The organism is Streptomyces sp. NBC_01723 (assembly GCF_036246005.1).
Classification (GTDB): Bacteria; Actinomycetota; Actinomycetes; order Streptomycetales; family Streptomycetaceae; genus Streptomyces.
In genome coordinates this window covers 1,231,137-1,244,662 of sequence record NZ_CP109171.1, presented here as the reverse complement: position 1 = coordinate 1,244,662, position 13,526 = coordinate 1,231,137, and the positions used below count along the sequence as shown (strand labels likewise).

Below are 13,526 nucleotides of genomic sequence, written 5' to 3'. Positions count from 1 at the left end.
GCGCAACGATGTCGGTGCTGACGGTCAGCGTCTACGAGGCGGTCAAGGCCATGGTCATGGACCACGTGATCCAGCCCGGCGCACGGGTCGGTATCGAGTCCGTCTCGCGGTCCCTGGGAGTCTCGGCGACGCCGGTGCGCGAAGCGCTCGCCCGCCTGGAGTCGGACGGACTGGTGGTGAAGCGGTCGCTCTCCGGATACCGGGCCACCGAACTGCTCACCCGGCAGGGGGTGGAGGAACTCTTCGAGATGCGTCTGCTGCTGGAGCCGCGGGCCGCCGCGCTGGCCGCCGAGCACGTGGGCGAGGCGGCGCTGGACCGGATCGAGGCCGTGGTCGAGGAGATGCAGGGGCTGCCGGACAAGGGGCACAGTTATGCCGAGTACGGGCGCTTCGCGGTGCTGGACCAGCGGTTCCACGACGCGCTGGCCGTCGCGTCGGGGCGGACGATGCTCGCCGCGGCGGTGGAGCGGCTCCACACCCACCTGCACCTCTTCCGGCTCAGCCCCGTCTCGGGCGGCAGTCCGGCCACCGTCATCGAGCACGACCGTATCCTGAGGGCGGTGCTGCGGCGCAGTCCCGAACGGGCGTCGGAGGCCATGCGCGAGCATCTGGAGTCGAGCCTGCGGCGCCATCTCGACCGGTACGCGGAGGGCGAGGCGTGACGACCGGCCCGGATCACTATGCTCACTGCATGCGCGACGCAGATTCACCGACGGATGGCCCGGGAACATGCTGAAAGAGGTCACCGCGACCCGCTACATCACGCCCCTGCGCGAGGGCGGTTCGCTGCCGGGGCTCGTCGAGGCCGACGATCTCGGGACGTACGTCCTGAAGTTCACCGGCGCGGGGCAGGGACGCAAGACGCTGGTCGCGGAGGTGGTCTGCGGTGAGCTGGCCCGGCGGCTGGGTTTCCGCGTCCCGCGCATCGTGACGGTCGACCTCGATCCCGTCCTGGGGCTCGGCGAGCCCGACCAGCAGGTGCAGGAACTGCTCAAGTCGAGCGGCGGCACCAACCTCGGCATGGACTTCCTCTCCGGCGCGCTCGGCTTCGACCCGCTCGCCTTCGAGGTGAGCCCCGAGGAGGCCGGCCGGATCGTCTGGTTCGACGCGTTGGTGAACAACGTCGACCGGTCCTGGCGCAACCCCAACCTGTTGCGCCTTCGGGGCGAGACATGGCTCATCGACCACGGCGCGACCATGATCTGGCAGCACAACTGGCCCGGGGCCGAGGCCTCCGCGGCCCGCCCCTACGACGCGTCCGACCACGCCCTCGCGCGCTTCTCGCCGGACGTCCGCTCGGCCGCCGCCGCGCTCGCGCCGCTGGTCACCGAGGAACTCCTCGCGGAGGTCACCGCCGGGATCCCGGACGTGTGGCTGCGGGACGAGCCCGGCTTCGCGACCCCCGACGACCTGCGGCGGGCCTATGCCCGGCCGCTGCTCGCCCGGGCCGCCACGATTCACGAACGCGTCAAGGGGGAGCGGTGAGCGACCGCCACGTCTTCGAGTACGCGCTGGTGCGGGTCGTACCCCGCGTCGAGCGCGGGGAGTGCGTCAACGCCGGCGTCCTCGTGTACTGCCGGGCCAAGTCCTACGTCGGTGCCCGCACCCACCTCGACGAAGCCAGGCTGCTGGCCCTCGACTCGGGTGTGGACCTGCCGGGCGTACGTGCGGCGCTGCGCGCCGTGGAAAGGGTGTGCACCGGCGGGGACGCGGCGGGCCAGGCGGCCCAGGACGATCCGGGCCGCCGCTTCCGCTGGCTGATCGCGCCCCGCTCGACCATCGTCCAGCCGGGCCCCGTGCACACCGGCCTGACCGCCGATCCGGCGGCCGAGGCGCAGCGGCTGCTGGACCTGCTGGTGCGGTGACGCCGGGCGGGTTCGCTCCGGCCCGGAGCCGCTGCGGGGGTCAGGCGCGCCGGCGGCGCCTGAGCGCGTAGCCGGCGGCGAGCGTGGCGCTGGCCACGCAGCCCAGCCCGATGGCGATGTCCGAGCGGCTCGGCCCGCCGCTGAAGGAGCCACCCAGGCCGCCCTGGGTGCCGCGCGTCGGAGTGACAGTGGGGGAGGCCGACGGACTCGTGGCGGTGGTCGGTGCGGGCGTGACCGGGAGCGGCACCGAGGTCGAGGAGGTGGTCGGGAGCGAGGCGATCTGCACCTCGACGCGCTGGTTCTGCTCCACCCGCTGGTTCTGCTCCACCTGCCGGCCCTGGTCGCCCCGGTCTTCGTCCCGGCCGCCGTTGTTCCCGCCCTGGTCGAAACCGCCCTGGTCGAAACCGCCCTGATCATTCCGGCCCTCGTCGTGCCGACCGTCGTTGAACCCGCCTTGGTCGGCTCCGCCCTCGCCGAACCCGCCCTGGTCGTTTCCGCCCTGGTCATTACCGCCAGGGTCGTTACCACCAGGGTCGAACGAGCCCGCGCCGAAGTCGCTGCCGTCGGGTTCTCCCTGGTCGAGTGGGTCCGGGGCGAACAGGTCCTCGGTGAACGCGTCCGGCGCGTTCGGATCGCTTTCGAAGGCGGCCTGGCCCGCCTGCTGCTGGGTGAGACTCCGGGAGTCCAGTTCCTGGGTGTGTGCGGTGTCGGCCATCGGCACGATCGCGGCTATCGCGACGGCTATGCCTGCGGCACCGGTTAGACGGCGCATGGACGTCTCCTTTCCGGCCACGAGTGGCTCGCGCTTCGACGCTAGGGGCCCGGGGGCCCGGGGGCGCGCAGCGCTGGTCCGATCGGGTAGGCCGGGGATGGTGACGCACCGGGGAGCCCGGGTAATGGATCACACCGGCCCGGTGTCCCGTTGACACCGGGTGCCAGGGCTTCTAGCGTCACGTCTGCGGAAGGTACTAAGCGGTCGCTCACCCAAGGGCGCACGCTCCGCACGGGCCGCATCCCCAGGACGAGGAGAGCAGCAATGTCCACCACTGAGCAGCGGGTCGCCGTCGTCACCGGAGCCGCGCGCGGCATCGGTGCCGCGACCGCCGTACGACTGGCCGCCGAGGGCCGCGCCGTCGCCGTCATCGACCTCGACGAGGCCGCCTGCAAGGACACCGTGGAGCAGATCACCGCGGCCGGCGGCAAGGCGATCGCGGTCGGTTGCGACGTCTCCGACGAGGCGCAGGTCGAGGCGGCCGTCGCGCGGATCGCCGGGGAGCTGGGCGCGCCGACGATCCTCGTCAACAACGCGGGCGTACTCCGCGACAACCTGCTCTTCAAGATGAGCGTCTCCGACTGGGACACCGTCATGAACGTGCACCTGCGCGGCGCCTTCCTGATGTCCAAGGCGTGCCAGAAGCACATGGTGGACGCCGGCTTCGGCCGCATCGTCAACCTGTCCTCCTCCTCCGCGCTCGGCAACCGCGGCCAGGTCAACTACTCCGCCGCCAAGGCCGGTCTCCAGGGCTTCACCAAGACCCTCGCCAAGGAGCTGGGCAAGTTCGGCGTCACCGCCAACTCCGTCGCTCCGGGCTTCATCGCCACCGAGATGACCAAGGCCACCGCCGACCGCGTGGGCATGGGCTTCGACGACTTCAAGGCCGCCGCCGCCACCCAGATCCCGGTCGCCCGCGTCGGTGAGCCCGACGACATCGCCAACGCCATCGCCTTCTTCACCGGCGAGGCGGCCGGCTTCGTCTCCGGCCAGGTGCTGTACGTGGCCGGCGGACCGCTCGACTAGGGACACGGAGAACACGGACACTAGGGAACACGGACATGACTGAACTCCCCGTACTCTCCGGCAAGGTCGCGCTCGTCACGGGCGCCAGCCGCGGTATCGGCCACGGCGTCGCCGAGGCGCTCGTCGCGCGCGGCGACCGGGTCTGCATCACCGGCCGCAACGAGGACGCCCTCAAGGAGGCCGTCGAGAAGCTCGGCGCCGACCGGGTCATCGGTGTCGCCGGCAAGGCGCACGACGAGGCCCACCAGGCCGTCGCCGTCGAGCGCACGATGGAGGCCTTCGGCCGCGTCGACTTCCTGGTCAACAACGCCGGCACCAACCCGGTGTTCGGGCCGATCGCCGACCTGGACCTGAACGTCGCGCGGAAGGTCTTCGAGACCAACGTGATCTCGGCGCTCGGCTTCGCCCAGCGCACCTGGCACGCCTGGCAGAAGGAGAACGGCGGTGCGATCGTCAACATCGCGTCCGTCGCGGGCCTCTCGCCCTCGCCCTTCATCGCCGCGTACGGCGTCAGCAAGGCCGCGCTGATCAACCTCACCGCGCAGCTGGCGCACGAGTTCGCGCCGAAGGTGCGGGTCAACGCGATCGCCCCGGCGGTCGTGAAGACCAAGTTCGCCGCCGCCCTGTACGAGGGCCGGGAAGAGGAGGCGGCCGCCGGCTACCCGCTGGGCCGGCTGGGCGTGCCCTCCGACATCGGCGGTGCCGCCGCCTTCCTCACCTCGGCGCAGTCCGACTGGGTCACCGGTCAGACCCTCGTCGTCGACGGAGGCATTTTCCTGAACGCCGGCGTGGCCTGATCTCGCCTGTCGACAGCACTGAGGACCGGCCCGTGACACGGGCGCCGTTGACGGAAACGGCGCCCGTGTCCGCGTTTCGAGACCGCCGGGAGGATGACAACGTAGTCATCGCCAAATGATCAAAACCCCTGTTCAGAAGGGGGTTCAGGTGGCGCGGCGCTGCGGTATGGTCTGCCGACCCTTGGCACGGCGGATCGAGGAGCGTGCGCGTGTTCAACCGGAACCGAGGCCTGCGTCGGGTGGCGGCCATCGTGTCCATATCGTCGCTGGTGACCGGCTGCGGCATTCTGTCGTCCGACAGCTCCGAGGACGAGGGGCCGATCGCCGTGGGGACGACGAGCGCGCCCAGCACCCTGGACCCGGCGGCCTCCTGGGACGGCTCCTGGGAGCTGTTCCGGAACATCTACCAGACGCTCCTCAGCTATCCGAACGGTGCGACCGCGCCCCAGCCCGACGCCGCCGAGGAGTGCGCCTTCACCGACTCCACGAACCAGGTGTACCGCTGCGAGCTGCGCGACGGCCTGACCTTCTCCAACGGGGACCGGCTCGACGCGCGCGCCGTCAAGCACTCGATCGACCGGATCAAGGACATCAACGTCAACGGCGGCCCCGCCGGACTGCTGGGCAGCCTGGAACGCGTCCAGGCGCCGAGCGAGCGCGAGGTGGTCTTCCACCTCAACAAGCCCGACGCCACCTTCCCGTTCGTGCTCGCCACGCCCGCCATGTCGATCGTCGAGCCCGGCAGCTACCCCGCGAACGAGCTGCGCGAGGACGGCCAGGTCGTGGGTTCGGGTCCGTACACGCTGGAGTCGTACGAGGACGGCGAGCGCGCCGAACTCGTGCGCAACGACCGCTACGACGGCTTCGCCGACCGGCAGAACAAGGCGGTGACGATCCGCTACTTCAAGGACTCCGCCGGCATGGTGAAGGCGCTGCGCGACGGCGACATCCAGGTGACGTACCGGGGACTCGCGGCCGACGACGTCGTCACGCTCCAGGGCAAGGCCGGCAGGGACGAGGAACTCCAGCTGGTCGAGGGCAGCGGCACGGAGATCAGCTACCTGGTGTTCAATCCCGAGGACCCGTGGGCGGGCCGCAAGGAGGTCCGCCGGGCCGTCGCCCAGGTGCTCGACCGGGCGGCGATCGCGCACACGATCTACCAGGACACGGTCGACCCGCTGTACTCGATGGTCCCCAAGGGCCTGACCGGACACACCACGGGCTTCTTCGACGACTACGGCGACCCCAGCGTCCCCAAGGCCCGCGAGATCCTCACCGGCGCGGGCATCACCGAGCGCGTCCCGCTCACCCTCTGGTACACCACCGACCGCTACGGCTCCGAGACGGCGAAGGAGTTCAAGGAGATCAAGCGGCAGCTCGACGCCTCGGGCCTGTTCCAGGTCACCCTGAAGAGCCGCCCCTGGAAGACGTACGTCACGGGCTACCAGAAGGGCGAGTATCCGGTGTTCGGTCGCGGCTGGTCCCCGGACTTCCCGGACGCCGAGAACTTCATCGCCCCGTTCGTCGGTGAGCAGAACGCGCTCGGTACGCCCTACCCCGCGCCGGAGATCACCGGTGAGCTGCTGCCGCGCTCCCGCCGGGAGAGCGACCGGGCCAACGTGGAGCGGGAGTTCGAGCGGGCGCAGCAGATCATGCTGGACGACGCGCGGTTGCTGCCGTTGTGGCAGGGCAAGCAGTACGTGGCCGCGAATGCCGACATCTCGGGCGCGGAGCAGGCCATGGACCCGTCGACGATCATGATGATGTGGCGGCTCTCCCGGAAGACCAGTTGGTAGGCGGCCCGGTTGTCAGTGGTCGCCGGTAGGTTCGTGAGGAGTGGAAAGCGACCGCACAGCGTAAGGAAGTTGACGTGACCGACACCGCCATGCTGCCCGAGTCCTGGCGCGAGGTGCTGGGCGACGAGCTTCAGCAGCCCTACTTCAAGGAGCTGACGGAGTTCGTCGAGGAGGAGCGGGCGAACGGCCCCGTCTACCCGCCGCGCGAGGAGGTCTTCGCCGCGCTGGACGCCACGCCGTACGACCGGGTCAAGGTGCTGGTCCTCGGGCAGGACCCGTATCACGGCGAGGGCCAGGGCCACGGGCTGTGCTTCTCCGTCCGGCCCGGGGTGAAGGTCCCGCCGTCCCTGCGGAACATCTACAAGGAGATGCACGCGGAGCTGGGCACGCCCGTCCCGGACAACGGATATCTGATGCCCTGGGCGGAGCAGGGCGTCCTCCTGCTCAACGCGGTGCTCACGGTCCGGGCGGGTGAGGCGAACTCGCACAAGGCCCGCGGCTGGGAGCGTTTCACCGACGCGGTGATCCGCGCGGTGGCCGACCGGCCGGACCCGGCGGTGTTCGTGCTGTGGGGCAACTACGCGCAGAAGAAGCTGCCGCTGATCGACGAGACCCGGCACAGGGTGGTCAAGGGCGCGCACCCCTCCCCGCTGTCGGCGAAGAAGTTCTTCGGCTCGCGTCCGTTCACGCAGATCAACGAGGCGGTCGCGGCCCAGGGCCACGAGCCGATCGACTGGACCATCCCGAACCTGAAGTGACCCGGAGCCGCGGGCCGGGTCCGCCGTCGGCCGGCCGTGCCTCCCGGTGCGGCCTGAGCGGGATCGTGGCCGCCTGCGGTCAGGGCCTGTCCGGCGGATCTGGTCGCAGGGAAGGAACAGTGCATGATCATCGCCGGTGAGCGGGGTCTGGTGCGTCCAGCTGCAAGGCGGAGGAGGGCGACAGGGCGGAGCCCCGGCAACCGACGGCAACGCGGCAGATGGGCGTGCCAGACCCCGCGTCTGCGGCATGATCCGCCGGACAGGCCCTACCGTCGGTCGTGACAGCCGACGAGGGCACGGAGGACGTGGTGGCCAAGGGACGGGAGCAGGCGGCGCCGGATGCCGTGCTGACGCGCATCGGCCAGGTCGTCATGCTGCATCACGCGGGCGACCGCGAGGAGGCCCGGGACCGCTTCCTCGGCCTGTGGGCGGAGATCGGCGAGCACGGCGACCCCCTGCACCGGTGCACGCTGGCCCACTACCTGGCCGACACCCAGGACGACCCGGGCGACGAACTGGCCTGGGACCTGCGCGCGTTGGCGGCCGCCGAGGAGATCACCCGGGACCCGCTCGCCGATCGCCAGGAGGGCAGGCTCGCCGCGCGCGCCCTGTACCCCTCGCTCCATCTGAACCTCGCGGACGACTACGACCGCCTCGGCCACCGCGAGGCCGCCCGCCTGCACCTGCGGCGCGCCCGGGGCGCGGCCGAGTCACTGGCCCCCGACCGTTACGGCGAGGGTGTACGCGCGGCGATCGGCCGGCTGGAGCGCCGCCTGGACGGCGCGGGCCGTGGTACGGACGGGCCCGACCGTCCCGGCGGATGGCCGAGGCCACCGCGGCAGCGGCCCTAGGCATGCGTGGCGCCCGTGCGCCGTCCCGCTCAGGGGCCGTACGCCTGCTCGCAGATGCGGGATTCCGGGCTGCCGGGGCGCCAGCCGCCGTACCGCTTGCCGAGCGAGCACACGTCCGCGTTCCGGCTGGTGTCCCGGCCGGTCGAGGGAGCGTGGGGGAGCGCGGGGGCCTCGGGGCCCGGCACCCTCGGCCGTTCGGGCCGCGCCGCTGTCTCGGGCCGGGCGGGCCGTGGCCGCGGTTCGGGGCGGGCCCGGGCGGCCGGGGTCTCCTGCCGGGGCGGCCCGGCGGCCGGGGGTTCCGTACCGCGCAGTTCCCGGGCCCCGCGGCCCGGGGTCGGCGAGGGGCCGATCATCTCCAGCGCCTCCCGGGCCGGGGCCTGTACGGCCCGCGGTTCGGCCGGTCCGTCCGGGCGCGGCGCCTGGGAGCGGGCGTCCGCCGGGGTGGGGTCGGCGGCGGCCGGGGCGTGGACCGTCGTACAGCCGGTCAGGGCGCTGACGGCCAAGGTCACCAGGAGCGTCGCTGTGGTCCTCGTTCGATGCACCCGCGTCACTCTGCTGGTTCGGGTCCGTTCCACGACGCCTGACAAGCGGAGGTTGCCCCGCACGGGTGATCTCCGGCCCCGTACGGAGGCCCGGTGGCCGTCGGGGGTGACGTCAGTCGCCCGTGGCACCGTCCAGGCACTCACGGATCAGGTCGGCGTGCCCGTTGTGACGGGCGTACTCCTCGATCATGTGGGTGTGGATCCAGCGCAGGTTGAAGCGCTCACCGGTGCGGGCGTGCTTTCCCCGGCCCATGTCGTCCAGGGAGAAGCCGGCCGCGTTGCGCCGGGCCGTCTCGATCTCGGCCTGCCAGGTCGCGCGCGCCTCCTGCCAGGTGTCCGACGCGGTCACCCGGAACTCCCCGTTCCGATCCGCGTCCGAGTAGTAGATCGGGCCCGCCTCCTCGGCCGCCAGCACCCTGCGGTACCAGCTGCGCTCCACCTCCGCCATGTGTCGGACCAGTCCCATCAGGGTCAGTCCCGACGGGCTCACGGAGGCCGTGCGCAGTTGTTCGTCGGTCAGGCCCTCGCACTTCCAGGCGAGGGTCTGGCGGTGGTACTCGAGCCAGCCCTCCAGCATGGTGCGTTCGTCGGCGTCGGTGTCGGGCTCGCGGCGTTCGGTAGTCATGCCGGCATCCTCGCCCGGCGCCGTCCCCGTGCGCCAGGGAGTTTCAGCCGCCCAGCATGCCGTCCAGGATCTCCCGCAGTCCCGACCGCACGTCCTGGAGGCCGGGCACCTCGGCGTGGAAGCTGCCGGCCACGCAGCTGAACATCAGTCCGTCCGCCCAGGCGACCAGCGAGAGCACGTGGCGCTCCGGGTCCGGCGAGCCCAGCTCCGTGACGAGACCGCCCAGCCGCTCCCGGAATCGGGCGCCCGCGGCGTCGAAGTGGGCCCGCAGCTCGGGGCGGCGGGTGGCCTCCAGGGCCAGTTCGTAGCGGGCCAGCGTCAGCTCCCGGTTGAGGGTCAGCGCGCGGTGCGTCGCCAGTGCCAGCGCGTCCACCAGGGAGTCGAGGCCGGCGCGCGGGTCCGGCATCTCGTGCAGCGCCAGCACCCGTTCCTCCCGGTCGGCCAGGCGCCGCACCGCCAGTTCGAGCAGGGCCTGCCGGGTGCGGGCGAGGTTGGAGGTGGAGCCCTGCGGGAGCCCGGCCGTCTCGTCGACCGCGCGGTGCGTCAGCCCGCGCATCCCGCGCTCGGCGAGCAGGGCCAGCGCGGCGTCGGCGACCAGGTCGGCGCGGGAGGCGGCGGCGGGGGTGGCGGGGGCCGCGGAGGCCGGTGTCGAGGGGGGCATGGAGGTCAACCTACCGGACGGTACTACGGCTGTAGTACAGTCGGTGGCAGAAGTTACTACATCTGTAGTGAAGAGAACGGTGGGGAGAGCCATGGCACGGACAAGGCGGGCCGTCGTGATCGGCGGTGGCATCGGTGGCCTCACCGCGGCGGTGGCCCTGCACCAGGACGGACTGCGGGTCACCGTCCTGGAGCGGGCCCCCTCCCTGCGGCCGATCGGCGCGGCCATCTCCCTGTCGCCCAACGCCCTGCGCGCGCTGGACGTCATCGGCCTCGGCGACGAGATCCGCGACCTCGCCGCCTGGCAGGGCGACGGAGGACTGCGCACCCCGGGCGGACGCTGGCTCTCCCGGTCCAGCGCGGAGGCCGCCGCGGCCCGGTTCGGCGGCCCGCTGGTGCTGCTGCACCGGGCCACCCTCATCGACCGCCTGTCCGAGCGGCTGCCCCCGGACGCCGTCCGCACGGCCGCCGACGCGATGCTCACCGACCCCGGCGACCACGACCGCCCGGCCAGGGTGCGCACCGCGGACGGCGAGTGGGAGGCCGACCTGGTCGTCGCCGCCGACGGCATCCACTCCGCCGTACGCCGCACCCTGTTCCCGGACCACCCCGGCACCGTCTACTCCGGCTTCACCACCTGGCGGGTCGTGATCCCGCTGCCCGGCGTCGAGTTCGCCTCCCACGAGACGTGGGGGCGGGGCCGCATCTGGGGCACACACCCGCTCAAGGACGGCCGGGCCTACGCCTACGCCGCCGCCGTCACCGCGGCCGGCGGACACGCGGCGGACGAGCGGGCGGAGCTGCTGCACCGCTACGGCGACTGGCACGACCCGATTCCCGCGGTGCTCGCCGCGGCCCGCCCCGAGGACGTCCTGCGGCACGACGTGCACCACATCGCCGCACCGCTGCCCGCCTACCACCGCGGCCGGGTCGCCCTGCTCGGCGACGCCGCGCACGCCATGCCGCCCAACCTCGGGCAGGGCGGCAATCAGGCCGTCGAGGACGCGGTCGTCCTCGCCCACCACAGCCGGGACCTCGCCGCCTACACGGCCGCCCGGCAGCCCCGGGCCGGTGCCGTCGCCCGCCAGGCCGTCCGGGTCGCCCGTCTCAACCTGATGACCAGCCGGGCCGGGATCGCGGCCCGTGACGCCGCGCTGCTCGCGCTGTCCAGGGCGGCACCCGGCCTCTTCCTGCGGGGCTTCGACGGCATCGCCGACTGGCGGCCACCGCAGCCCCCGTATGCTTCAGCGCGGACCCGGACCGGCGAACGATAGAGGAGCACACCCCGTGAAGGTCGGCTGCATCGGACTCGGCGACATCGCGCGGAAGGCGTACCTGCCGGTGCTCTCCGCCCTGCCGGGGGCCGAACTGCACCTGCAGACCCGCACCCCCGCCACCCTCACCCGGGTCGCCGACGGACTGCGCCTGCCCGAGACCCAGCGCCACGCCGACCTCGGCTCACTGCTCGCCCAGGGCCTCGACGCCGCGTTCGTGCACGCGCCGACCGCCGTCCACCCCGAGATCGTGACCGGGCTCCTGGAAGCCGGCGTCCCGACCTACGTCGACAAGCCGCTCGCCTACGAACTCGCCGATTCCGAACGGCTGGTGGCCCTCGCCGAGGAGCGGCGGACCAGCCTCGCCGTCGGCTTCAACCGCCGTTACGCGCCCGGGTACGCGCAGTGCGCCGAGCACCCGCGCGAGTTGATCCTCATGCAGAAGAACCGCACCGGGCTGCCCGAGGAACCGCGCACGATGATCCTCGACGACTTCATCCACGTCGTGGACACGCTCCGCTTCCTGGTACCGGGACCGGTCGACGACGTGACCGTGCGTGCCCGCGTCCAGGACGGCCTCCTGCACCACGTCGTGCTCCAGCTTGCCGGGGAGGGCTTCACCGCGCTCGGCGTCATGAACCGCCTCAGCGGTTCGGCGGAGGAGATCCTTGAGGTCTCCGGCCAGGACACCAAGCGCCAGGTGGTCAACCTCGCCGAGGTGATCGACCACAAGGGCCAGCCGACCGTGCGGCGGCGCGGCGACTGGGTGCCGGTCGCCCGGCAGCGCGGCATCGAGCAGGCGGTGCTCGCCTTCCTCGACGCGGTGCGCGCGGGGCGGGTGCTCAGTGCCCGGGACGCGCTGGAGACCCACGATCTGTGCGAGCGGGTGGTACGCGCGGTCCACGAGCGTTCCGCCTGAGCCGCACCGCCCGAACGCCCTCGCCGGCGCCCCACGCCGCGAGGATCACCAGCGCCGCGTGCACGGTCCAGTCGCCGAGACGCACGTACGGCGTGGTGCCGTGCGTGAGGGGGAGCTCGTACACCCGCGCGGTGCTCGCGTCGGTGCCGAGCCAGGAGCCGATCCGCTTCCCGTTCGCGTCGTACACGGCGGAGACGCCGGTCAGCGTCGCGTGCACCATCGGCCGGCCGGTCTCCGCGGCGCGCAGCGCGGCGAGCGAGGCGTGCTGCTCGGGAGCCCAGGTGTGCTGGAACGTCGACGTCGACGACTGGGCGACCAGCACCTCCGCGCCGTCGGCGGCCAGCTGGCGGCTCATGTCGGGAAAGGCGCTCTCGAAGCACACCATCGGGCCGATCCGCAGCCCGTCCCCGACCTTCATCACCACCTGCTCGGTGCCCCGCCTGCGGTCCTCGCCCGCCGCCTCGCCGACGGAGGTGGCCCAGCCGAGCAGGGAGCGGGCCGGCACGTACTCCCCGAAGGGCACCAGCCGCATCTTGTCGTACCGGTCGCCGGTCGGGCCGTCGGGGCCGACCAGCACCGAACTCTTGTAGATGCCCGGCTTGTCCGAGCGCCGCGCGTCCACGTTGACGAGGATCTCCGCGCCGGTCTCCCGGGACAGCGCCGCAAGCCGGCGGGCCAGGTCGGGCCGGTCGTCCAGGTCGAAGCCGACGCTGCTCTCGCCCCAGACGATCAGATCGAGGTCCCGGTCGGTGAGCCCGCGGGTGAGCTGTTCCTCGCGGTCGAAGCGCCGGTCGGCGCTGGCCGCGCCCTCCACGACGCCGGGCTGCACCACGGCGATCGCGGCGCGCTCGTCGGTGTCGGGGCGCGGCGACCAGACCCAGGCCGCGGAGGTGGCGGCCGCGGTGGCGACGAGCCCGGCCAGCGCGGGCACCCGCGCCCGGCGGACGGCGACGAGCACGGCGAGGGCGACGTTCACCGCCACCACCAGGAAGCTCAGCAGCCAGACCCCGCCGACCGAGGCCAGCCGCAGCGCCGGGGCCACCTCCCACTGGCTGGAGCCGAGCATCCCCCAGGGGCCGCCGAGCCCCTGCCAGGAGCGGACCAGTTCCGCGGCCAGCCAGCCCGACGGCAGTACCAGGAGCGCCACCGCGACCCGGCCGGCCGAGGGTGCGCCGCCCAGCAGCCGCCGCACCAGCCAGCCCCAGGGCGCCCACAGCGCGCCGAGCAGCGCCGCGATCACGAAGGTGAACACGTGCAGGTTCGGCAGCAGCCAGTGGTGCATGGCGAGCATGAAGCCGAAGCCGGCGCACCACCCGTCGTACGCCGCCCGCTTCCCGGTCGGGGCGGTGCGGGCCAGCAGGATCCAGGGGACCAGCGCGAACCAGGCCCACCACCACAGGGCGGGGCCCGGGAAGGCGAGTACGGGCAGCGCTCCGGCGAGCACGGCGGCGGCCGAGCGCCACCACGGGGAGGCGAGCCGGCGGTCGAGCGTCTTCATGGGCGCCTCCCTACCCCCCGATGCCTACAGTGTGCGCCCGCGACGAGGGCGAATTTCAGTTGATCACACCGGGTGCCGATGGTGCGCAAGGCATGTGCAAGGCGTTCTCCGCGTCCTAGAGTGATCGATGATCGATCAAATCG

At 72.6% G+C, this 13,526-nt stretch carries 15 protein-coding genes; 10 read left to right on the top strand and 5 right to left on the bottom strand.

All coding sequences use genetic code 11. From position 1 onward, the window contains the following. Positions 1 to 8 precede the first annotated feature (8 nt). The 3 genes from OIE75_RS05955 (at position 9) to OIE75_RS05945 (ending at position 1,865) form a co-directional block, all read left to right on the top strand. Positions 9 to 662: a GntR family transcriptional regulator gene (locus OIE75_RS05955; protein ID WP_329469831.1), complete on the top strand. Its 654-nt coding sequence runs from the start codon at positions 9 to 11 to the stop codon at positions 660 to 662. A 67-nt stretch (positions 663 to 729) separates the two neighbouring features. Beyond that, on the top strand, positions 730 to 1,485 hold the full coding sequence (locus OIE75_RS05950) for a HipA family kinase (protein ID WP_329469830.1): 756 nt from the start codon (positions 730 to 732) through the stop codon (positions 1,483 to 1,485). Beyond that, the gene (locus OIE75_RS05945) at positions 1,482 to 1,865 is read left to right on the top strand and encodes a DUF3037 domain-containing protein (RefSeq protein ID WP_329469829.1); all 384 of its coding nucleotides are present in this window, start codon (positions 1,482 to 1,484) and stop codon (positions 1,863 to 1,865) included. The genes OIE75_RS05950 and OIE75_RS05945 overlap by 4 nt, the downstream gene beginning before the upstream one ends. 40 nt (positions 1,866 to 1,905) lie before the next feature. On the opposite strand, the gene OIE75_RS05940 is transcribed toward OIE75_RS05945, so the two are convergent. Further along, a complete protein-coding gene (locus OIE75_RS05940; protein ID WP_307010274.1) occupies positions 1,906 to 2,637 on the bottom strand; it encodes a hypothetical protein in 732 nt (243 codons plus the stop codon). A 264-nt stretch (positions 2,638 to 2,901) separates the two neighbouring features. Between OIE75_RS05940 and fabG the strand changes: the two genes are divergently transcribed. The 5 genes from fabG (at position 2,902) to OIE75_RS05915 (ending at position 7,865) form a co-directional block, all read left to right on the top strand. Next, positions 2,902 to 3,663 (top strand): 3-oxoacyl-ACP reductase FabG, encoded by a 762-nt coding sequence (gene fabG, locus OIE75_RS05935; protein ID WP_122620991.1) that lies wholly within the window; start codon positions 2,902 to 2,904, stop codon positions 3,661 to 3,663. A gap of 35 nt (positions 3,664 to 3,698) precedes the next feature. Beyond that, on the top strand, positions 3,699 to 4,460 hold the full coding sequence (locus tag OIE75_RS05930; protein WP_329469826.1) for an SDR family oxidoreductase: 762 nt from the start codon (positions 3,699 to 3,701) through the stop codon (positions 4,458 to 4,460). A 209-nt stretch (positions 4,461 to 4,669) separates the two neighbouring features. Beyond that, a complete protein-coding gene (locus OIE75_RS05925; RefSeq protein ID WP_307010269.1) occupies positions 4,670 to 6,256 on the top strand; it encodes an ABC transporter substrate-binding protein in 1,587 nt (528 codons plus the stop codon). 74 nt (positions 6,257 to 6,330) lie between these two features. Continuing rightward, complete coding sequence (ung, locus tag OIE75_RS05920; protein ID WP_125494973.1) at positions 6,331 to 7,014, top strand: uracil-DNA glycosylase; 684 nt, start codon at positions 6,331 to 6,333, stop codon at positions 7,012 to 7,014. A 308-nt stretch (positions 7,015 to 7,322) separates the two neighbouring features. After that, complete coding sequence (locus OIE75_RS05915; RefSeq protein WP_307017770.1) at positions 7,323 to 7,865, top strand: hypothetical protein; 543 nt, start codon at positions 7,323 to 7,325, stop codon at positions 7,863 to 7,865. Between the two features lie 29 nt (positions 7,866 to 7,894). On the opposite strand, the gene OIE75_RS05910 is transcribed toward OIE75_RS05915, so the two are convergent. The 3 genes from OIE75_RS05910 to OIE75_RS05900 form a co-directional block, all read right to left on the bottom strand. Then, on the bottom strand, positions 7,895 to 8,374 hold the full coding sequence (locus OIE75_RS05910) for a hypothetical protein (RefSeq protein ID WP_329469824.1): 480 nt from the start codon (positions 8,372 to 8,374) through the stop codon (positions 7,895 to 7,897). Positions 8,375 to 8,519: 145 nt separating this feature from the next. Beyond that, complete coding sequence (locus OIE75_RS05905) at positions 8,520 to 9,032, bottom strand: DinB family protein (RefSeq protein ID WP_329469823.1); 513 nt, start codon at positions 9,030 to 9,032, stop codon at positions 8,520 to 8,522. 43 nt (positions 9,033 to 9,075) lie between these two features. Then, a complete protein-coding gene (locus OIE75_RS05900; protein WP_329469821.1) occupies positions 9,076 to 9,693 on the bottom strand; it encodes a TetR/AcrR family transcriptional regulator in 618 nt (205 codons plus the stop codon). A gap of 91 nt (positions 9,694 to 9,784) precedes the next feature. Between OIE75_RS05900 and OIE75_RS05895 the strand changes: the two genes are divergently transcribed. Together OIE75_RS05895 and OIE75_RS05890 are read left to right on the top strand one after the other, a co-directional pair. Continuing rightward, a complete protein-coding gene (locus OIE75_RS05895; RefSeq protein ID WP_329469819.1) occupies positions 9,785 to 10,966 on the top strand; it encodes an FAD-dependent monooxygenase in 1,182 nt (393 codons plus the stop codon). Positions 10,967 to 10,979: 13 nt separating this feature from the next. Then, positions 10,980 to 11,885 carry a Gfo/Idh/MocA family protein gene (locus OIE75_RS05890; RefSeq protein ID WP_307010259.1) on the top strand — a complete coding sequence of 302 codons (906 nt, stop codon included), beginning with the start codon at positions 10,980 to 10,982 and terminating at the stop codon, positions 11,883 to 11,885. On the opposite strand, the gene lnt is transcribed toward OIE75_RS05890, so the two are convergent. Continuing rightward, on the bottom strand, positions 11,809 to 13,383 hold the full coding sequence (gene lnt / locus OIE75_RS05885; RefSeq protein ID WP_307010258.1) for an apolipoprotein N-acyltransferase: 1,575 nt from the start codon (positions 13,381 to 13,383) through the stop codon (positions 11,809 to 11,811). The genes OIE75_RS05890 and lnt overlap by 77 nt on opposite strands. Between the last annotated feature and the right edge of the window lie 143 nt (positions 13,384 to 13,526).

Excerpts from the sequence above, each read along its gene's own strand:
- OIE75_RS05955 (WP_329469831.1), top strand. The coding sequence starts at position 9 with ATGTCGGTGCTGACGGTCAGCGTCTACGAGGCGGTCAAGGCCATGGTC.
- OIE75_RS05950 (WP_329469830.1), top strand. The coding sequence starts at position 730 with ATGCTGAAAGAGGTCACCGCGACCCGCTACATCACGCCCCTGCGCGAG.
- OIE75_RS05940 (WP_307010274.1), bottom strand. The coding sequence starts at position 2,637 with ATGCGCCGTCTAACCGGTGCCGCAGGCATAGCCGTCGCGATAGCCGCG.
- fabG (WP_122620991.1), top strand. The coding sequence starts at position 2,902 with ATGTCCACCACTGAGCAGCGGGTCGCCGTCGTCACCGGAGCCGCGCGC.
- OIE75_RS05930 (WP_329469826.1), top strand. The coding sequence starts at position 3,699 with ATGACTGAACTCCCCGTACTCTCCGGCAAGGTCGCGCTCGTCACGGGC.
- OIE75_RS05905 (WP_329469823.1), bottom strand. The coding sequence starts at position 9,032 with ATGACTACCGAACGCCGCGAGCCCGACACCGACGCCGACGAACGCACC.
- OIE75_RS05900 (WP_329469821.1), bottom strand. The coding sequence starts at position 9,693 with ATGCCCCCCTCGACACCGGCCTCCGCGGCCCCCGCCACCCCCGCCGCC.
- OIE75_RS05895 (WP_329469819.1), top strand. The coding sequence starts at position 9,785 with ATGGCACGGACAAGGCGGGCCGTCGTGATCGGCGGTGGCATCGGTGGC.
- lnt (WP_307010258.1), bottom strand. The coding sequence starts at position 13,383 with ATGAAGACGCTCGACCGCCGGCTCGCCTCCCCGTGGTGGCGCTCGGCC.